Origin of the sequence: Azospirillum sp. A1-3, from assembly GCF_023806445.1 — a bacterium.
Lineage (GTDB): Bacteria > Pseudomonadota > Alphaproteobacteria > Azospirillales > Azospirillaceae > Azospirillum.
Genome location: NZ_JAMSLU010000008.1, coordinates 1 through 17,880, shown reverse-complemented (window position 1 = coordinate 17,880; position 17,880 = coordinate 1). Strand labels below are relative to the sequence as shown.

17 protein-coding genes are annotated in these 17,880 nt (G+C 68.4%); 6 read left to right on the top strand and 11 right to left on the bottom strand.

What is annotated here, in order from left to right; all coding sequences use genetic code 11:
* Positions 1-10: 10 nt before the first annotated feature.
* Positions 11-847, bottom strand: coding sequence for a 2-keto-4-pentenoate hydratase (locus tag M5E06_RS33195; protein WP_252141916.1), 837 nt, complete (start codon positions 845-847; stop codon positions 11-13).
* Positions 848-996: 149 nt separating this feature from the next.
* On the opposite strand from M5E06_RS33195, the gene M5E06_RS33190 reads away from it, so the two are divergent.
* Positions 997-2,301, top strand: a complete 1,305-nt coding sequence (locus M5E06_RS33190; protein WP_252141915.1) for an acetylornithine deacetylase/succinyl-diaminopimelate desuccinylase family protein — start codon at positions 997-999, stop codon at positions 2,299-2,301.
* Between the two features lie 65 nt (positions 2,302-2,366).
* On the opposite strand, the gene M5E06_RS33185 is transcribed toward M5E06_RS33190, so the two are convergent.
* Entirely contained in the window at positions 2,367-3,080 is a 714-nt protein-coding gene (locus tag M5E06_RS33185; protein WP_252141914.1) for a hypothetical protein, read from the bottom strand.
* Between the two features lie 258 nt (positions 3,081-3,338).
* Here M5E06_RS33185 and M5E06_RS33180 point away from each other — a divergent pair, with 258 nt between their 5' ends.
* Entirely contained in the window at positions 3,339-3,782 is a 444-nt protein-coding gene (locus tag M5E06_RS33180) for a MarR family winged helix-turn-helix transcriptional regulator (RefSeq protein ID WP_252141913.1), read from the top strand.
* A gap of 6 nt (positions 3,783-3,788) precedes the next feature.
* On the opposite strand, the gene M5E06_RS33175 is transcribed toward M5E06_RS33180, so the two are convergent.
* The 6 genes from M5E06_RS33175 to M5E06_RS33150 form a co-directional block, all read right to left on the bottom strand.
* Positions 3,789-4,199, bottom strand: coding sequence for an ester cyclase (locus tag M5E06_RS33175; protein ID WP_252141912.1), 411 nt, complete (start codon positions 4,197-4,199; stop codon positions 3,789-3,791).
* 161 nt (positions 4,200-4,360) lie between these two features.
* Entirely contained in the window at positions 4,361-7,192 is a 2,832-nt protein-coding gene (locus tag M5E06_RS33170; protein WP_252141911.1) for a bifunctional diguanylate cyclase/phosphodiesterase, read from the bottom strand.
* Positions 7,192-7,698, bottom strand: a complete 507-nt coding sequence (locus M5E06_RS33165; RefSeq protein WP_109151146.1) for a hypothetical protein — start codon at positions 7,696-7,698, stop codon at positions 7,192-7,194. The genes M5E06_RS33170 and M5E06_RS33165 overlap by 1 nt, the downstream gene beginning before the upstream one ends.
* A gap of 147 nt (positions 7,699-7,845) precedes the next feature.
* The gene (locus tag M5E06_RS33160; RefSeq protein ID WP_252141910.1) at positions 7,846-9,597 is read right to left on the bottom strand and encodes a methyl-accepting chemotaxis protein; all 1,752 of its coding nucleotides are present in this window, start codon (positions 9,595-9,597) and stop codon (positions 7,846-7,848) included.
* Between the two features lie 162 nt (positions 9,598-9,759).
* Entirely contained in the window at positions 9,760-10,671 is a 912-nt protein-coding gene (gene prs / locus M5E06_RS33155; protein ID WP_252141909.1) for a ribose-phosphate diphosphokinase, read from the bottom strand.
* Positions 10,672-10,797: 126 nt separating this feature from the next.
* Positions 10,798-11,307: a hypothetical protein gene (locus tag M5E06_RS33150; RefSeq protein WP_252141908.1), complete on the bottom strand. Its 510-nt coding sequence runs from the start codon at positions 11,305-11,307 to the stop codon at positions 10,798-10,800.
* A 150-nt stretch (positions 11,308-11,457) separates the two neighbouring features.
* On the opposite strand from M5E06_RS33150, the gene corA reads away from it, so the two are divergent.
* Together corA and M5E06_RS33140 are read left to right on the top strand one after the other, a co-directional pair.
* Positions 11,458-12,471 (top strand): magnesium/cobalt transporter CorA, encoded by a 1,014-nt coding sequence (corA, locus tag M5E06_RS33145; RefSeq protein ID WP_252141907.1) that lies wholly within the window; start codon positions 11,458-11,460, stop codon positions 12,469-12,471.
* Positions 12,472-12,529: 58 nt separating this feature from the next.
* Positions 12,530-12,946, top strand: a complete 417-nt coding sequence (locus M5E06_RS33140; protein WP_252141906.1) for a hypothetical protein — start codon at positions 12,530-12,532, stop codon at positions 12,944-12,946.
* A 10-nt stretch (positions 12,947-12,956) separates the two neighbouring features.
* Here the strand turns inward: M5E06_RS33140 and M5E06_RS33135 are convergent, their stop codons facing one another.
* The 3 genes from M5E06_RS33135 to M5E06_RS33125 form a co-directional block, all read right to left on the bottom strand.
* Positions 12,957-14,039, bottom strand: a complete 1,083-nt coding sequence (locus M5E06_RS33135) for a LysM peptidoglycan-binding domain-containing protein (RefSeq protein ID WP_252141905.1) — start codon at positions 14,037-14,039, stop codon at positions 12,957-12,959.
* 167 nt (positions 14,040-14,206) lie between these two features.
* Positions 14,207-15,115 carry a c-type cytochrome gene (locus tag M5E06_RS33130; RefSeq protein ID WP_252141904.1) on the bottom strand — a complete coding sequence of 303 codons (909 nt, stop codon included), beginning with the start codon at positions 15,113-15,115 and terminating at the stop codon, positions 14,207-14,209.
* 3 nt (positions 15,116-15,118) lie between these two features.
* On the bottom strand, positions 15,119-15,604 hold the full coding sequence (locus tag M5E06_RS33125; protein ID WP_109151154.1) for a c-type cytochrome: 486 nt from the start codon (positions 15,602-15,604) through the stop codon (positions 15,119-15,121).
* A 146-nt stretch (positions 15,605-15,750) separates the two neighbouring features.
* Between M5E06_RS33125 and M5E06_RS33120 the strand changes: the two genes are divergently transcribed.
* Both M5E06_RS33120 and M5E06_RS33115 read left to right on the top strand, forming a co-directional pair.
* Entirely contained in the window at positions 15,751-16,335 is a 585-nt protein-coding gene (locus tag M5E06_RS33120; protein ID WP_109151155.1) for an LOG family protein, read from the top strand.
* A gap of 142 nt (positions 16,336-16,477) precedes the next feature.
* Positions 16,478-17,880, top strand: a 1,403-nt coding sequence (locus M5E06_RS33115; RefSeq protein ID WP_252141903.1) for a replicative DNA helicase, incomplete at its 3' end; no start/stop codon positions are given.

Sequence of the window (17,880 nt, the reverse complement as noted above, 5' to 3'; positions counted from 1 at the left end):
GAGACGCCGGTCAAGCCGGATCGGCCGCGACGGCGGTGCCGGACATCGGCGTCAGTCCGGTGAAGGTGATGCGCGCCTGCTGACCGATGGCGATGGAGTGAACGCCGGTCAGGGCGCCGGTGGACACCCACTGCCCGGCCTTCAGCGGCCGGCCGAGCCGAGCCGCCATGCCCAACGCCACCGCGACCGCGGCGGCGATGCCGCCCGGCAGCTTGGCGGCGCTGCCGACGCCGACGCTCTGGCCGTCGATCAGCACCTCGGCGCGAAGGGTATCGGCGCCCTCGACGCCGCCGACGATCTCCTCGCCGACGATCAGGCCGGTGTTGTTGCCGAAGACGGAGGTGGAGGCGGTGGGGCCGAGCGTGTTGACCGGCGCCAGCGGCCCGCCCGCCACCTCGATGGCGGCATGGACGGCGGCGATGAAGGCGGCGGCCTCCGCCGGGCTGTAGTCCAGCTTGTCGGCGGGGGCGTCGGCGGCGATGCGCACCGCGAACTCCGCCTCCACCGCGCCGAAACCGCCGGGAATGACCGGGAAGCTCAGCGGCCCGCCATTGGCGGCCGAAACCGTGCGGGCGAAGATCGGACCGATGTAGCGCATGGCACCCAGCGTCTCCTCCAGCGCCGGGGGCACCCGCGCCACCTTCCAGCCGGCGACCTCGTCGGGCCAGGAGGCGGTCGCCGTCGCCTGGATGGCATAGGCGGTGGCGAGGTCGGCCGGCAGCGGGCCGGGGAAATCGGCAAGGCCGGCCGCGTCGCGGCGGGCGGCGACGAAGCGGGCCGCTGCCTCGGCGATCACCGGGTCGGCCAGGGTCGGGGCGCTCAGCCCGATGGGGTGCGTGACGGTCATGGAAAGCTTCTCCGCTGAGGGGCGCCGCGACTGTAGCGGTCCCCGCCGATGCGGGAAAGTGCGCTGCACCATGATGGTCCCCGAAAGGCGGGGTGGACGAACCATCCGCTTGCGGTGACACTGAACCCGTCCTTGCCGCGGGAGAGGCCATGCGTTCCGACACCGACGCCGCAACCAAGCTGCTGTTCCGCCGGATCGAGTCGCGGCGCGACGATCTGGTCGCGCTGACGCAGGATCTGATCCGCATCCCCACCGTCAACCCGCCCGGCGACGTCTATACCGACTGCGCCGAGTTGATCGGCCGGCGGCTGGCGGCGCGCGGATTCGATGTCGAGTATGTGCGGGCGGAGGGGGCGGCCGGCGACAGCGACCGCTATCCGCGCACCAACGTCGTCGCCCGCATCGAGGCACCGCGACCGGGACCCTGCGTCCATTTCAACGGCCATATCGACGTGGTGCCGGCCGGCCAGGGCTGGACCGTCGATCCCTTCGGCGGGGTGGTGAAGGACGGCCGGGTCTATGGCCGCGGCGCCTGCGACATGAAGGGCGGCATCGCCGCGTCGATCATCGCCGTGGAATCGCTGCTGGAGGAAGGGCTGCTGACGGCGGGCGCCCTGGAGATCTCCGGCACGGTGGACGAGGAATCCGGCGGCTATGGCCGCGTCGGGCATCTGGCGAAGCTCGGCTATTTCTCCCGCCCGCGCGTCGACCACGTCATCATTCCGGAGCCGCTGAACGTCGACCGCGTCTGCATCGGCCATCGCGGCGTCTGGTGGGCGGAGATCGAGACCAAGGGCCGCGTCGCCCACGGCTCCATGCCCTTCCTCGGCAACTGCGCGGTGCGCCACATGGGCGCCGTGCTGCACCGGATCGAGACCGAGCTGATCCCCCGCCTCGCCGCCAAGCGAACCGACATGCCGGTGGTGCCGGAGGGGGCGCGCCAGTCCACCATCAACATCAACGCCATCCATGGCGGCCAGCCCGAGGACCATGGCGGCCTGCCCAGCCCGATGGTGCCCGACCGCTGCCGCATGGTGATCGACCGCCGGTACCTGATCGAGGAGGACCCCGAGGCGGTGCGCGGCGAGATCGTCGCCATCCTGGAGGATCTGCGCCGCACCCGCCCCGGCTTCGCGTATGAGCTGCGCGAGGTGCTGGCCTTCCTGCCGACGATGACCGACGCCGACGCGCCGGTGGTGCGGGCGGTGGCCGCCGCCATCGAAACGGTGCTGGGCCGCCCGGCGCAGCATGTGGTTTCCCCCGGCACCTATGACCAGAAGCATGTGGTGCGCGTCGGCCAGTTGAAGGACTGCATCGCCTACGGCCCCGGCATTCTCGACCTTGCCCACCAGCCCGACGAATGGGTCGGCATCGACGACATGGTGCAATCCGCCCAGGTGATGGCGCTGGCGACGCTGGATCTGATGGGTGGACAGGACGGGTTGCGTTTCTGACCGCGGGAGCGGCGGATGGAACGGCGTGGAACAGGTTTCGGCGGATGTTCCATCTACCGGTCCCTCTAGCGGCGACCGGAGAAGGCACCGGCGGCGCGGCGGCTCACCGGGCCGGGGTTGAGGTTGGGGTAAGGCTCATACTGGTTGAGGGTCCAGGGGAAGACCCCCTTCGGGCCGGCGGATTCCGGGCGGGCGAGGATGGCGGCAACGGCGTGCGGATCGGGGGGCATGCGCTCGCGGAGCGCGCCGGGGAGATCGTCGTCAAGTTCCGGGACGGTGACGGCGGGCGGGTCTTCCGGCCTGGGGGCGGACGGCCTGGGAGCGGGCGTTTCAGCGGCGGCCGCAAGGTCGGGCCGTGAGGATTGCGGCCTCGCTGCCGGAAGGTCGAGGCCGGCGAACAGCCCCAGCCGCTCGGCCAGCCAGCGCACCGTTGCCGGATCGCCGGCGGAGACCAGCCGCTCGATCTGCTCGGCCACCAGGGCGCGGATCGAGGACAGGCGCAGCTCGGCTTCGCGGTTCAGCGCCTGCCGTTCCCACCACACCCTGTGACGAAAATCCTTGGAGCCGTAATAGGCGCGCCAGAGCGTGGTGCGGCTGCAGCCCATGGCGCGCGAGACCTGCAGGAAGCTGTTGCCGCGCGCCAGCATGCCGGCGGCCATGATCCATTGCTCGTCATGGAACTGCGATCCGGGAACCAGCGAGCCTTCGGAGGGCACCGGCGGCTCTTCGGCCCAGCAGGGGTAACGGTCGTCGGCGAAGGCACGGGGATCGACGGGCATGGCGTAACTCCACAAGCGGGGGCTTGCGGGGGAGTTTACAGGAAAATTTTCCTGCGATGTCGGGGTTTTGCAAACGCGGAGGGTGGCCGACTGGGGAAACTGGCGGTTTGACATTGGCCCGGTGTCAAGCTTGCGGTGCTTTAGTGATAACGTCCGCAAAGCGCCAGGAGCGGTCATAACGGCCGATGCTGTTTCACTTCGGTTGCGCCCGGGTTATTGGGAAGGTACAACGCATTTTCACAAGGACAGAGAAAGCAAATGACCAACGATAAAGCCTTCTCCAAAGAAGAAGCCACTGCGCTGGCACTTGCAGAAAGGCTGCGCGATACTATCAGTCAATTCGTACGTAGCGTGAGGAATGAGACAGATACGCCAACGACATCTCAGTCTGAAACCCTGCTGCTTCTTGAAAAAAGCGGTCCGTTGAGTGTCGCCGAACTAGCGAACAGCCGTAATGTCCGGCATCAAAGTATGCGACTGGTGACCGCTCAGCTTGAAACCGAGGGCTTGGTTTGTAGATTGCCCAATCCAGCGGACGGGCGCAGCCAACTTCTATCGATCACCGAAAAGGGGCGAGAGGGATTGTCTCGCTCCCGCGAAGCCAGGACATCGAAGATCGCCGTTCTGATAGAGGAACGTCTGTCCGAAGAGGATAGACGGACGCTTGAAGCCGCAATTCCTATTATCGGACGGCTTTGCTAGTCCGGATCACGCCTTTGACAGTGAAGCAAGAACATTTGACAGAGTGTTCAAGCCCCAATGCTCAGCATATTTGCCGTCCCGAACACGCACGATATCTATAACGTCGATGGTAACGTCACGTCCTGTCGCAGGAATCCCAGCCAGTGTACCGGAGTGAACGCCGCTGATTGTCTTGCGGGTGGTGACCTTGTCACCCTCGGCGATCTGGTCATGGATTGTCACCCTCAAGCCCGATAGGGCGGGCCGAAGAATGTTCTGGAAGGTGTTCCACATGCTTTCCGGACCGTTAGGCATACCCTGGGGTGCGGCGTGATTGATGAAGTCCGGCGCCATCAATGCGTTGAATGCGGCTTCATTGCCGTTCTGAATGACCTCGATGTTGAAGCGGCGAACCAACTCCTTATTGTCGATCGTCATGCTCGGCCTCTCAAGAACGGTTAGAAGATGTACAGTCAAACTGTATATCCGTTAACTGCTCCGACGCTCGATTGCAAGCGTTCTCGAAGGCTAAAACACCTGATATCGCGAGCCCTGATGACCGCTTCGGGTCAAAAGCGGCCACATGAAGATGTCACCCATCACTCCGCCGAAACCGTCTGCGCCACGGCCGACATCTTCTCCAGCAGCCGCTCCACCTCCTCGACCGGGATGGGGCGGCTGAACAGGAAGCCCTGGTAGCTTTCGCAGGCGAGGTCGCGCAGCAGTTGCAGCTGTTCCTGCGTCTCCACCCCCTCGGCGATCACCGACAGGCCCAGGCTGCGGCCCAGGCCGACGATGGCGCGGGGGACGGAGGAGTCGCTGGCGCCGGTCGACAGGTCGTGGATGAAGGACCGGTCGATCTTCAGCTTGTCGATCGGCAGACGGTGCAGATAGCTGAGGCTGGAATAGCCGGTGCCGAAGTCGTCCAGCGCGATCAGGACTCCGCGCTGCTTCAAGGCCGCCAGGGTCGCCGCCGCCGATTCGACGTCGTCGATCAGCGTGCTTTCCGTCACCTCGATCTCCAGCTCCGGGCCGCTCAGGCCGTTGGCGTCCAGCGCGCGGGCGACCTTGGCCGGAAGCTGGCCGTCGCGGAACTGGGCGCCGGAAACGTTGACCGCCACCGGGATCGACAGGTCGAAGCGGGTGCGCCAGCGCCGGATCTGGGCGCAGGCCTCGAACAGCACCCAGTCGCCCATCGCCAGCACCAGACCCGTCTCCTCCGCCACCGGCAGGAAACGGCCGGGCAGGATCAGCCCTTCGTCGGGATGGCGCCAGCGGATCAGCGCCTCCAGACCGACGATGCGGCCGGTCAGGGTGTCGACCTGCGGCTGGTAGACCAGGAACAGCTGACCAGCGCGGATTGCCTCGCGCAGGCTGCCCTCCAGGTCCATGCGTTCGCGCGACTTGGCGCCCATCTCCTTGGTGACGAAGCGGAAGCCGTTCCGGCCCTGCTCCTTGGCATGGTACATGGCGATGTCGGCGCAGCGGATCAGACCTTCGGGATCCTCGGCGTCGTCGGGGTAGAGGCTGATGCCGATGCTGGGCGTCACCACGAAATTCTGGCCGCCGACCGCGAAGGGGCTGGCCAGATGCGCAACCACCTTTTCCGCGACGCGGGCGGCGTCGTTCGGCTCCGCCACCCGGCGGACGACGATCAGGAACTCGTCGCCGCCCAGCCGGCCGACGGTGTCGGATTCGCGCAGGCCCGCCTGGAGGCGGCGCGCCACCGACCGCAGCACCTCGTCGCCGAAGCTATGGCCAAGGCTGTCGTTGATGACCTTGAAGCGGTCGAGGTCGATGAACAGCACCGCCACCTTGGTGCCGTCGCGCCGCCCCTCGCGCAGGGCCTGGGCGATGCGGTCGTACAGCAGGACGCGGTTGGGCAGGCCGGTCAGCGCGTCGAAATGGGCCAGATACTGGATGTGCTGCTCGGCCCGGCGCTTCTCGCCGATGTCCTCGGCGAAGGCCAGGACGAATTTCAGCGCGCCGTCGGCGGTGACCGGCTGGAAATGCAGGCTGAAATGGCTGCGCCGGCCACCCAGCAGCAGGGGCTGGTCGGATTCGAGCTTGCCGCTCTCGCCCTGCAGCGCCGCCTCCAGCGCGAAGACCGAGGCCTGATCGCTGAAACGCAGGCGCAGGTCGGTGCCGAGCAGCTCCTGCCGGGGCAGGCCGGCGGCGACGGCGAAGGCCGGGTTGCAGTCCATCACCAGCCCGTCGGTGCCGACCAGCGCGATCCCCAAGGGCGCCTGGGTGAACAGCTGCTGCCGCTCCGCCTCCTGCAGGCGGAGCGAGGCCGTCATCTCCCCGGCCAGCTCCACCGCACGGGAATGGGTCACCAACGCCATGCGCAGCACCAGCGACAGCGCGAAGCTGAGAGCCAGCCCGCCGGCCAGCAGCGCGCCGGGCACCCAGTGCTGCGCGGTGAACAGGCCATCGGGCAGGCTGTCGTACCGGACGGTCCACACCCGCCCGCCGACCGGCAGTTCCCGCGTCAGGCTGAGGACGGGCGTGGCGTCCAGCGGGCGGCGGCTGCGGTACAGCGGAAACTCGGCATCCGCCGGCGGCACGTCGTAGATCTCGATGCCGGTGTCCTGGCGGTTCGCGTCGATCAGCCCGTTCACCAGCGGGCCGATCCTGACCGGGGTCAGCACCACGCCGGTGAAGGACGCACGCCGCGCCTCCAGCGACGGCGGCAGCGGATCGCCGCGGTAGGTGGCCTGATAGAGGATGAAGGAAGGGCCGACCCCGGCCGCCTGGTCGATCTTCAGCGTGATGGCGCGGGTGGCTGCGGGCTCGCCGCTGTCGCGCGCCCGTTCGATGGCGGATCGCCGGATCGCCTCCGACATCATGTCGAAGCCGATGGCCCGCGCGTTGCCTTCGTTGACCGGGGCGGCGAAGATGTTGACCACGCGCTCCGCCCCCGCCGTCTCCGGCCAGATGCGGAAGTCCGGCAGGCCGGCCGCCCGCATCGACGCCACCAGATCGCCGGCCCGGTCGGCCGCCACCGCGCGGGCATAGGCGATGGAGATGATGCCGGGATAGCGCCGCGGCATGTCCAGCGCCTCGACGAAGCGGCTCCACTGCGTCCAATGCAGGTCGGGAAAGGTCATCGCCAGCGAGGCGGCGCTGCGCGCCACCTGTTCGTACACCCGCAGGCGGTCGGCCAGTTGGCCGTGGATTTCCTCGACCCGTGCGGCGAAGCGATGCTCCTCCTCCAGGCGCAGCAGGCGGCCGGAGTGGAGCATGGCCACCACGGACAGCCCCGCACCGGCAATCAAAGCCAGAACGGGAACGGCCACCGGCAAGTTCAGATTGCGAAGGAAGCGGCGAAGGGAGGGTTCCGGAGCAGCGGCCGGCGGGCTTTCCGCAAGGGGATCCCGCCCAGGATCGGCCTTGGGATCGGCCTTGGACTCGGCTGCCGGCTCCGGCATCAGAACTCCTCTAGGATCTTCGGGCTGGTCAGAAGGAGCTGTTCGATCATGCCCAGGATCTGCTCGATCTTGGTGCGGGTGGCGTCCAGTTCGTCGGCCATCCTGTCGTCGATGCCGGCTTCCATCAGCATGGTGTCGAAGGTGTGCAGCGTTTCGTTGAAGGCCTTCTGCTCCGCCACCAGCACGTCGAAGGCGCCCAGCGAGGCGGTCAGCGCCAGCGGCGGGTCGCTGACGAAGGAATGGCTGATGTCGGTGAAGATGGCGATGGCGCTCAGCTTCTGCCGGATGACCCATTGCGGGAAGTTCGGCGGCAGCTCCTTCCCGGCGGCCTCCAGCCTTTCCTGGATCGAGAAGATCAGCCCCTGGATGTCCAGATAGGCCGCCCGGATCTCGCGGAATCGCGGAAAGGTCTTGGGCTTTCCGGCGGCGCGCAGGCGACCCAGGGTGGCGATGTCCTCGGTCAGCTTGCGGGACATCCGAAGCACGACGTCCGTCACCTTCGACATCACACGCCTCCGCTCAACCGACCGCCCCCGCGCATCGTCATCATCGCGTCATCATCGCATCGCCAACACCGGACAGCCTCCCGTGGCGGCTGCCCCGCCAGACTACACCAGTTCCTTCCCCTATCGTTAGTGTTACCGGCAGCCGGGTCAGAAGCCCACCGCCGCAGCCGGCGTCGCACCGCCCGCCAGCCCGGCCTTGTCGAGCTCGTCGAGCAGGGCGATCACCTCCTGGGAGGCGCGCTCCACCTCCGCCACTCCGGCCAGCGCGCGGTCCATGTCGCCGTCGGCGAAGGCGCGGGCGGCGGCCTTGCCGTGGTCGTGGACCCGGCGGTGCGGGGCCTCCAGCCGGACGAAGGCCGAATGGGCGCGGTAGGCCATCGACGACGGGCCGTAATACCACTTGCCCAGCCGGCAGGCCTCGTGGCTCGCCAGCTCGTCCGGGCGCAGGGTCTCCAGCCCGACCAGCATGTCGGCCAGCCGCTTCTTCCAGATGACGTGGTCGACCTTGGCGATCTTGACGATCTTGCCGGGGATGTCCTGTTCCATCAGCTGCTTCAGCTGGTTGCCCAGCAGGGTCTCGACGCCGCGCGTCGCCTGGACGCTGCGCAGGATGGCGGCGCTGTTCGACGCGCTGCTCTCGGCGATGCGGGAGGTGCCGGAAGCCACCTGATTGGCGGCGGCCGACTGCTGGGTCAGGATGCTGGCGATGTCGGACATGCGCTGTTCGGTGCGGCCGATATGGTCGCCGATGTCGCTCATGCGGTCGCTGACCGCGCGGATCGCCGCCTGCCCGGCGGCGACGGCGCGGGTGCCGTCCTCCATCGAGGCGACGATGGCGCCCATCTCCGCCTTCAGGGAATCGATGCGCAGGCGGATGTCCTCGGTCGCGCGGGCGGTCTGGTTGGACAGGCTCTTCACCTCGCTCGCCACGACGGCAAAGCCTTTTCCGGCCTCCCCGGCGCGGGCCGCCTCGATGGTGGCGTTGAGGGCGAGAAGGTTGGTCTGCTTGGCGATCGCCTCGATGGTGGAGACGATCTCCGCGATGCGTTCGGAGGCGATCGACAGTTCGCCGACCCGCATCGCCGCGCCTTCCACCGCGCCGGCGATCTGTTCCATGCGGACGACCGCCTCCTGCACGGTGCGGCCACCCTCAGCGGTCACCGTCTGCGCCTGTCCGGCCAGGGCGGCGACGTCGCGGCTGCGCGCCCAGATCTCCTGGATGCCGGTCACCGTCTCCTCGGTCGCGGTGGCGATGCCCTGGGATTCGTGATCGACCGCGCGCAGCTGCCCGACCATCTGGGCATTGGCGACCGCCGCGTCGTTGATCGCCATCGCCACCTCGATGGTCCGGTCCATCAGCGACGACGCGAAGTCGCCCAGCGCGCGGCCGCAGCCCTGCCCGCCCGCACCCGCCGCCGACAGGCCATAACCGGCAAGCGTCCGGTCCATGTCGAAGGAAACGGCACGGGCCACCGCCGCCACCGCGCGCCGCGCCATGGCCGGGCGCCAGCGCAGCGCCCCCTGGACCAGCGCCAGCAGGTCGCTGAGCACCACGCCATAGGCGCCGATGTACCAGGAGGAGTCGAGACCGATGCGGCTGTGCGCCTCGCCTGCGGCACGGCAGCGCGCCTCATGCTCGGGCGAGCCGGCATCCTGGAACATCAGGCGCCAGTGATCGGCCTGCCGGCGCTTCTGCCCGGACAGATCGCCGTGGGCGTCCAGCAGGGCACGGGTTTCCGGCCAGCGGGACAGGTGGGCATAGAAGCGCTCCGACAGGTCCGGCAGACTGCGGTCGATCAACCGCCCCATGCTGGCGAGAAGCCCGCGCTCCTCCGCCTCGAGCCCGAAGAAGCCCGCATCGACCCCTGCCCGGCCACCCGTCCGCCCATCGCCCGCCATGTCGCCCACCCATACAGATGATGCGGCGCACAATCAGCATGACGCCGCACTGAATTTGCGACAGTTATATAAAAATTGTCATAAAACGCAACCCACCATGGTCATAGAATCCGACGAATGGCGGCGAAAGGGCGGGCACAATGGTCGCACCCGCCTCCTTTCTCATTGGATTGCGAAAGACTTGACGGCGTCTGCGATCAGGCTGCCGAGGGACAGGGAGTTGGACGGATGCGGCACGCCGTCACAGGACAGCGGGCGGCCGAGTCCTTCCGCGGCGAAGCGTTCGGCGACGATGTCGCTGAACAGGGCATGGACGCCGTAGACCTGCACCCGCTCCGCTCCCAGCACCCGCGCCGCCCGGGCGCAGGAAAAGATCGTCTCGCCGGAACTGATGACGTCGTCGACGATCACCACCGGCCGGCCATGGATCGGCGCATCGGGGGGAAGCGCCACCGTCACGTCGCGGTCGCCACGCCGCTCCTTGCGGCCGACGATGCCGGTGAGGCCGAGCGGCCCGGCCACCGCCTCCACCAGCGGGGCGGACTCCTCGTCGGGACCGATGACGACGGTGCCGGGGGCCACGCCGGCGGCCCGCAGATGCGCGGCGATGGGCGCGGCGCCGCTCAGCGCGACGGAGGGGCGGCCGACGAACACCTCGTCCAGCGTGTGGGTGCGGTGCAGGTGCGGCTCGACGCAGACGAAGCGGTCGAAGCAGCGGCCGAGCCACTCGCCGACCACCGCCTGGCTGACCGGCTCGCCGGGCCGGAAGACGGCGTCCTGGCGCATATAGGCCATATAGGGCGCCACCAGACAGAGGTCGGTCGCCCCCTGGCGCCGCAGGACCGAGGCGGCGAGCGTCAGCTCCACCAGCTTGTCGTTCGGCCGGTCGAGCGACCGGTAGACGATGGCGCGCTCCACCGGCTCCGGCAGGCGGACGAGGCTCTCGCCGTCGGGGAAGCGGTGCAGCTCGGCAATGTGGCAGGGGATGTCGAGCACCCCGGCGAGGCGGCGCGCGGCATCGGCCGATTCCGGAAAGCCGTAGACGGCCGTGTAGTTGCCCGTATCGCGGGCCATGCCCCATCTCCCTCACCACCTTGGACGGCGGCAAGCTTGGCGCAGGCGGTATGGGCGGGTCAATCATTGCGAAAGGCGGACTTTACGGGGTCGGGATCCCGCCATGTCCGCCTATGCCGTGCCGGTTCAGGCCTCCGAACGCTTGTCCTCCTCCGCCTCGTCGGCTTCGGAGGCCCGGGGGTCGACATGGATGCTCTCGGCCCGGCGTGCCAGCCATTGGAAGGCACCCAGCCCGACCACCAGCAGCGTGACCACCCCCAGCAGCATCACCGGATAGACGATGGCGGAAATCTCGCTGGTGCGGGCCTCGAACACCAGGACCAGCCCTTCCAGGCTGGCGGCGATGATGATGGTGGTCAGGAACTTGGTCAGGGTGCGGCGGGCCTCGTCGGCGCGGCGCAGCTCGCGTTCGCGGACGATCTCCTCCTCGTAGAGGTATTTGGCGATCTCGAACACGGCGATGGCCAGCACGATCATCCCCACCCCGTCGAGCATGGCCGAGGTCAGGGCGGCACTGTCCAGCGCCACCATCCCTTCGAACACCGTCAGGGCGGACAGGCCGATGAACAGCAGGGAGAACAGGCTGAGCGTCACCGCCGCCAGCAGATACATCCCGCGCGCCGCCGACTGGAACATCGCCCTACCCTCTTCCGAAGCTGGTCCTTGGCAGCAACAACACCTGAGGCGGCCGGTCAGCCCAGGCGGTGCCGCCGGATCCGTCGACGCTGCCGGGGAACCTCTTTAGAGTGACGCCGACCTGCCGCCTCCCACCCGGTTTTCATTTCCATGACGCTGCCGCCGGACCCCAGCCACCCCCACAACGCCCCCCACAATGCGGTGGTGGCGAGCGCCGCCTATTGCCAGGGCCGGCGCATCGCCGACGTGCCGATCGCCGAGGCCGGCGCCTGGGCCGCAAAGGAGGGTCACTTCGTCTGGATCGGCTTGTGGGAGCCTGATGAAGCGCTGCTGATGGAGGTGAAGCAGCAGTTCGGCCTGCATGAGCTGGCGGTGGAGGACGCGCTGCACGCCCACCAGCGGCCGAAGGTGGACATCTATGGCGAAAGCCTCTTCATGGTCCTGCGTACCGCCCGGCTGGAAAAAGGCGAGCTGGTGCTGGGGGAGACCCATGTCTTCGCCGGCCGCGGCTATGTCGTCACCGTGCGGCACGGCGCCTCGACCAGCTATTCGCCAGTGCGGGCGCGGGCGGAAAGCGCGCCGCATCTGCTGAAGCATGGCGAGGACTTCATCGTCTATACCATCATGGATTATGTGGTGGATTGTTACTTCCCGGTGGTGGACCAGATGGCCGCCACGGCGGACGAGCTGGACGCCCTGCTGATCGCCCGCCCGCCCAGCATGGCGGAGATCGAGTGCATCCACCAGCTGCGCCGCGACCTGGAGCGGCTGCGCCGCAACGCCTCGCCCCTACTGGAGGTCTGCTCGCGGCTGGAGCGCTTCGATCTGCCGATGATCGACCCGGCAATCCGCCCCTATTACCGCGACGTTCAGGACCATGTGATCCGCGTCAACGAGCAGATCGGCTCGCTGCGCGAGGTGCTGTCCTTCGCCTTCGAAACCAGTATGATCCTGGCGACGGCGCGGCAGAACGACGTGACGCGCAAGCTGGCTGCCTGGGCCGCCATCCTCGCCGTGCCGACGGCCGTCGCCGGCCTGTACGGAATGAACTTCGAGCATATGCCGGAGCTTCACTGGCGCTACGGCTACCCGGCGGTGCTGGCGCTGATCATTGCGGTCTGCGCCGTGCTGTATGTCCGCTTCCGGCGGATGGGATGGCTGTGACGGCGGCCCGGCCCCAGACGATATGACGGGACGCTTTGACGGGAATTTGGTGACGGACATGACCGACGCGACGAACACGCTGCACGCCCTGCTGGACGCCTATCTGCGTTGCCCGGTGGAGGCCGCGCGCACGGAGCTGGAACAGGCGCTCCGCAGCTATCAGACCGACTGGATCCGCGCCCGCGCCGGGTCCGACGCCCCGCCGCTGCCGGCAACCGGGGCGGAGGCGGCCCCCGCGCCCGTCAAAAAGGCGATCATGCCCAAGCCGCGCTTCCCCATCGCGTCGGCCGACCTGGAGGTTCTGAAGCGTCTGGCCGACGGCTGGCCCGGCACCACCGCCGAGGTGGCGCGCTGGGCCTGGTTCGAGAATCGCGAGCTGGTGGCGCTGGACCCGAACCCGGCCGGCGAGGGGCCGGAGGTGCTGCGCCTCACCCCGCTCGGCTGGGCCGCCATCGGCCGGATGCCGGAGGATTGAGGCGTTTTTCTCAGTTCACCTGCGGCAGCGCGAAGATCTGACCGGGATAGATCAGGTCCGGGTTGCGGATCTGCTCGCGGTTGGCGGTGTAGATGGTGGTGTAGAGCATGCCATCGCCGTAGGTGCGGCGGGCCAGCCGCCACAGGCTGTTGCCGGGCTGGACGACCACGTTGCGGCCGTCGGTGGAGGCCGCCGGCATGGCGGAAACCTGCACCGGCAGTTCGGCCCGCGCCACCACCTTGCCGCCCTGGGTGACCTGATCGGCGCGCAGGGTGTAGACGCCGGGGTCGATCAGCTTTTCCGGGGTCAGTCGCCAGTTGCCCTTCGGGTCGGTGTGGGCGCTGCCGACGAGGATGTTGTCGAGATAGAGCTGGACCGCGCTGTTGGGCGCCGCCCGTCCGCCCAACGCCACCCGGCCGGCCGGATCGTAATCCATCGTCTCCACCGACACGCCGCCCGGCGGGGGCGGCGCCCCGTTGTCCGGCACCGGCGGGGCCTGCAGCAGCGAACTGCCGCCCATGGTCGGCGGTGTGCCGGCCAGCCCGTCGCGCGGAATCGCCACCGCGACCGGCGCGGTCGGGGCGCTTTCGGTTGCCGACTCGGCAGCGGGCTTCGGCGCCGGATCGGGCACCATCACCACCACCACCTTGTCGGCGGGGACCGGGGTTTCGGCGCCCGGACGGGTCTCGGTCAGGTTGAGTTCGCGGGTTCCCGGCGCCAGCGGCTTGTCGGGCAGCATCACCCATTCGCCGCGCTGGTCGGCCTTCGCCGAAGCGACCGGGCTGCCGCCGTCGGTGACCGTCACCTCCGACCCCGGCGCGGCGCGGCCGGCCATCACCGTCGCACCGTCGGGCGCCACCCGCACCACGTCGAAGCTGGGAGCCGCAGGTTTGGCCTGTTCCGGGGCTTGGGCGGGCTTCGCCGGGGGGGCGGGCTTCGCCGATGCGGCGGTCTGGACCGGTGCGGCGGGAGCCGGAACGGACGCTGGAACCACCGGTGCCTCGACCGGCTTGGCCCCCGGCCAAAGGGCGACCGCCGCCGCTCCCCCCATCAGAGCCACGCCCAAAGCTGCGAACAACGCGTTTCGTTTCACCTGAGCACCCATCCGGCGGCCCACCACAATGGCAGGATGACTGACTATAGCAGAAGGACAGGTCGCAAAAGAATGGCGCCGTTGGAGCGGAACCATCCGCCAAACGGGCTCGATTGCCCCATAGGATCATGAGTCCACGGCAAAGCGGCGCCTGTTGCGCCGAAGACTCACTCTTTCGCCGGAACCGTCTTCAGATAGGCGGCGATGGCGGCGCGGTCGTCGGCCGTCAGCTTGGAGGTGGTGTTGCGCACGACCTCGCCCATGGCGCCGCCGACGACGTCGCCGTCCGGGGTCAGGCCGGTCTCCAGGAGCAGCGTCAGGTCGCCGTCCGACCAGGCACCGATCCCGCCCTTGCCCTTGGCGCCGGTGATGCCCGGAACCTTGTCGCCGTCCGGCCCGTCCGGATTGCCGGCCAGATAGCGGTCGGAGTCGAGCCCGCCCAGCGGGGTGCGCGGGCTGTGGCATTCGGCGCAGTGGCCGAGCGCATCGACCAGATAGCGCCCGCGGTTCCAGGCCGGCGGCTTGGCCGGGTCGTCGGGCACCGCGCCGGGGGTCAGGTACATCCATTGCCAGACCGGCAGCAGAAAACGCCAGGAGAAGGGCGGCGTCAGGTCGTGCGGCTTGTTCGGGGCCGCCACCGCCGGCCGGCTGAACAGATAGGCCTTCAGGTCCAGCAGGTCGCGGTCGGTCATCCGCGTGTAGCTGGCGTAGGGGAAGGCCGGAAACAGGGCGGCGCCGTCCGGCCGCACACCTTCGCGCAGAGCGCGGATGAAGTCGGCGTCACTCCAGCGGCCGATGCCGCTCTCCGGGTCCGGCGTAATGTTGGGGGTGTGGAAGGTGCCGAAGGGCGTCGCCAGCGCCCGGCCACCGGCCAGCGGCTGACCGCCGCCCTTCTCGTCGGTGTGGCAGCCGAGGCAGCCGGCGGCGTTGAAGATGTAGGCGCCCCGCTGGACGGCATCGCTGCCGGCATTGTCCGCGGACGCCCCGCTGGTTTGAAGAGGGCCGGCGGCACGCGCAGCGCCGCCCGCGAGGGCGAGCGGCAGCAGCACGGACGCGGCGGTCAGGAGGCGCCGCACCGGTCAGTTCTTCTTGACGCGGAAGTCCTCGTGGCAGCTCCCGCAGGTCTTGGAGGTGGCGCCGAGCGCCTGGGCGATCTGGGCGCGGTCGCCGCTCTTCAGGGCGACGTTCAGCTTCTCGGCCGCCGGCTGGACGGCGCTCCAGTATTTTTGCACCTCGTCCCAGTTCTTCCACAGCTCCGGCTTGGCGGCGCTGTCGGCGACGCCGACGGCGGTGCCTTCGGGGAAGATCTTCTTCGGGTCCATCTTGGACACCGCCAGCACGGCTTCCGCCCCCTTGGCCGCATCCTCGGCGGTGGCGCCTTCGTTCTTCACGAACTTGGCGACCGCGCCCATGCCGCCGCCCATCTTCTTCATGGTCTGCTGCCGGTCCTTCACCTGCTCCGCCGGATCGGCGGCGCCGGCGCTCTGTGCCGACATGCCGAACAGCGCGAACATCAGACCGGCGACGGATGCCGCCGCAAGGACATTGACGACCCGGTTGCTCATGTGGTCCCTCCCGATGATGCCGTGGTTCTAAACGGTGCCTGTGCCGCTGTTGACGCGCCGCCCTCGCCCGATATTCCATGGCATTCGCCAGATTTTTTACGGCCCCGACCCCGATGGGTGACGGTGGCGAGAAAGGTTGACCCGCGATGAAGAGCCTGTCGTCCGTCTGCGTCTATTGCGGTGCGTCGAGCCGCGTCGCCGATGTTCACAAGGAAGCCGCCCACGCGCTGGGCGACGGGCTGGCCCGCCGCGGCATCCGCATGGTCTATGGCGGCGGCCGGGTCGGGCTGATGGGCATCGCCGCCGACGCCGCCATCGCCGCCGGCGGCGAGGTGGTCGGCATCATCCCGGAACACATCCAGTCGGCAGAGATCGAGCACACCGGCCTGACCGAACTGCATGTCGTCGACAGCATGCACACCCGCAAGCGCATGATGGTGGAGCGGTCGGACGCCTTCGTCATCCTGCCCGGCGGGCTGGGCACGCTGGACGAAGCCTTCGAGATCCTGACCTGGAAGCAGCTGCAGTTGCACGACAAGCCGATCGTCATCGCCGACGTCGACGGCTACTGGCGCCCGCTGCTGGGCCTGATCGACCACATGGTCGCCCAGGGCTTCGCCCGCATCGACCGCTCCGCCCTCTACCGCGTCGCCGACCAGATCGACGGCGTGTTCGAGGCGCTGGAGGGGATGCCGGACGCCGCCCAGCCGGCCCAGCCCCGGAAGCTCTGATGAAGCTCTGAGGCCCTATCGGCCCTTCCGCCGGTTATCCCCAGACTTCCCAGCTTGTGGATAACTTCTGTGCACAGCTTTTGTGGATGGCTCCCCGCCCTTCACCGAGCGTTCGCGTTCTGTTTCTGATATTGTGTCCTCCATGAGCAACCAGACCTCATCGCTGTTCGATCCCCGCCCCTCCGCCGCGGTCAAGCCGACGGCGGAATACCGCACCCCCCCCAACAACGAGGAGGCGGAGCAGGCGCTGCTGGGCGCGATCCTGGTCAACAACAAGGCCTATGAGAAGGTCGGCGAGTTCCTGCGGCCGGAGCATTTCTACGACCCGGCCCACCAGCGCATCTTCGCCGCCATCACCAAGATGGTCGACCGCGGCCAGATCGCGAACCCGGTCACGCTGAAGGCCCTGTTCGACAACGATCCCGAACTGGCGGTGGAAGGCGGCAGCGCCTATCTGGCGGAGCTGGCGGCCAACGTCGTCACCGTGGTCAATGCCGGCGATTACGGCAAGACCATCCACGACCTGTTCATCCGCCGGCAGCTGATCGAGGTCGGCACCGACATGGTGAACGAGGCGTACCGCCACGACCTCGACATCACCGCGCTCGACCAGATCGGCGAGGCGGAAAAGCAGCTGTTCGACCTCGCCTCCACCGGCGACGTGCAGGGCGGCTTCGTGGCGTTCGGCGAGTCGGTGAAGCACGCCATCACGACGGCGGAGGCGGCCTTCCGCCGCTCCAGCCACGTCACCGGCGTCACCACCGGCCTGATCGACATCGACCGCAAGCTGGGCGGCCTGCATCCGTCGGACCTGATCATCCTCGCCGGTCGTCCGTCCATGGGCAAGACGGCGCTGGCCACCAACATCGCCTTCAACGCCGCCAAGGCGCACATGCGCTCCTCAGGCCAAGAAGGCGGCGTGGTCGGTTTCTTCTCGCTGGAAATGTCGGCGGAACAGCTCGCCACCCGTATCCTCGCCGACGAGGTGCAGGTGCCCGGCGACAAGATCCGCCGCGGCGAGATCCGCGACACCGACTTCCCGAAATTCGTCCAGGCCAGCCAGGATCTGGCCCGCTGCCCCTTCTATGTCGACGACACGCCGGCCCTGTCGGTCGCCGCGGTGCGCACGCGCTGCCGCCGGCTGAAGCGGACCTCCGGCCTCAGCATGGTGGTGGTCGACTATCTCCAGCTGCTGCGCGGGTCGTCGTCGCGCGGGTCGGAGAACCGGGTGCAGGAAATCTCGGAGATCACCCGTGGCCTGAAGGCCATCGCCAAGGAGCTGGACGTGCCGGTGGTGGCGCTGTCGCAGCTAAGCCGCGCGGTGGAGCTTCGCGAGGACAAGCGCCCGCAGCTGGCCGACCTTCGCGAGTCGGGCTCGATCGAGCAGGACGCCGACGTGGTGATGTTCGTCTTCCGCGAACAGTATTATCTTGAGCGCGCCGAGCCTTCGCGCCGGCCCGACGAGAGCGACGACAAGTTCAACGACCGTTATCAGCGCTGGCAGCAGCGCCTGGGCGAGGTGCACAACACCGCCGAGGTGATCAT

Excerpts from the sequence above, each read along its gene's own strand:
- M5E06_RS33195 (WP_252141916.1), bottom strand. The coding sequence starts at position 847 with ATGACCGTCACGCACCCCATCGGGCTGAGCGCCCCGACCCTGGCCGAC.
- M5E06_RS33190 (WP_252141915.1), top strand. The coding sequence starts at position 997 with ATGCGTTCCGACACCGACGCCGCAACCAAGCTGCTGTTCCGCCGGATC.
- M5E06_RS33185 (WP_252141914.1), bottom strand. The coding sequence starts at position 3,080 with ATGCCCGTCGATCCCCGTGCCTTCGCCGACGACCGTTACCCCTGCTGG.
- M5E06_RS33180 (WP_252141913.1), top strand. The coding sequence starts at position 3,339 with ATGACCAACGATAAAGCCTTCTCCAAAGAAGAAGCCACTGCGCTGGCA.
- M5E06_RS33175 (WP_252141912.1), bottom strand. The coding sequence starts at position 4,199 with ATGACGATCGACAATAAGGAGTTGGTTCGCCGCTTCAACATCGAGGTC.
- M5E06_RS33170 (WP_252141911.1), bottom strand. The coding sequence starts at position 7,192 with ATGCCGGAGCCGGCAGCCGAGTCCAAGGCCGATCCCAAGGCCGATCCT.
- M5E06_RS33165 (WP_109151146.1), bottom strand. The coding sequence starts at position 7,698 with ATGTCGAAGGTGACGGACGTCGTGCTTCGGATGTCCCGCAAGCTGACC.
- M5E06_RS33160 (WP_252141910.1), bottom strand. The coding sequence starts at position 9,597 with ATGGCGGGCGATGGGCGGACGGGTGGCCGGGCAGGGGTCGATGCGGGC.
- prs (WP_252141909.1), bottom strand. The coding sequence starts at position 10,671 with ATGGCCCGCGATACGGGCAACTACACGGCCGTCTACGGCTTTCCGGAA.
- M5E06_RS33150 (WP_252141908.1), bottom strand. The coding sequence starts at position 11,307 with ATGTTCCAGTCGGCGGCGCGCGGGATGTATCTGCTGGCGGCGGTGACG.
- corA (WP_252141907.1), top strand. The coding sequence starts at position 11,458 with ATGACGCTGCCGCCGGACCCCAGCCACCCCCACAACGCCCCCCACAAT.
- M5E06_RS33140 (WP_252141906.1), top strand. The coding sequence starts at position 12,530 with ATGACCGACGCGACGAACACGCTGCACGCCCTGCTGGACGCCTATCTG.
- M5E06_RS33125 (WP_109151154.1), bottom strand. The coding sequence starts at position 15,604 with ATGAGCAACCGGGTCGTCAATGTCCTTGCGGCGGCATCCGTCGCCGGT.
- M5E06_RS33120 (WP_109151155.1), top strand. The coding sequence starts at position 15,751 with ATGAAGAGCCTGTCGTCCGTCTGCGTCTATTGCGGTGCGTCGAGCCGC.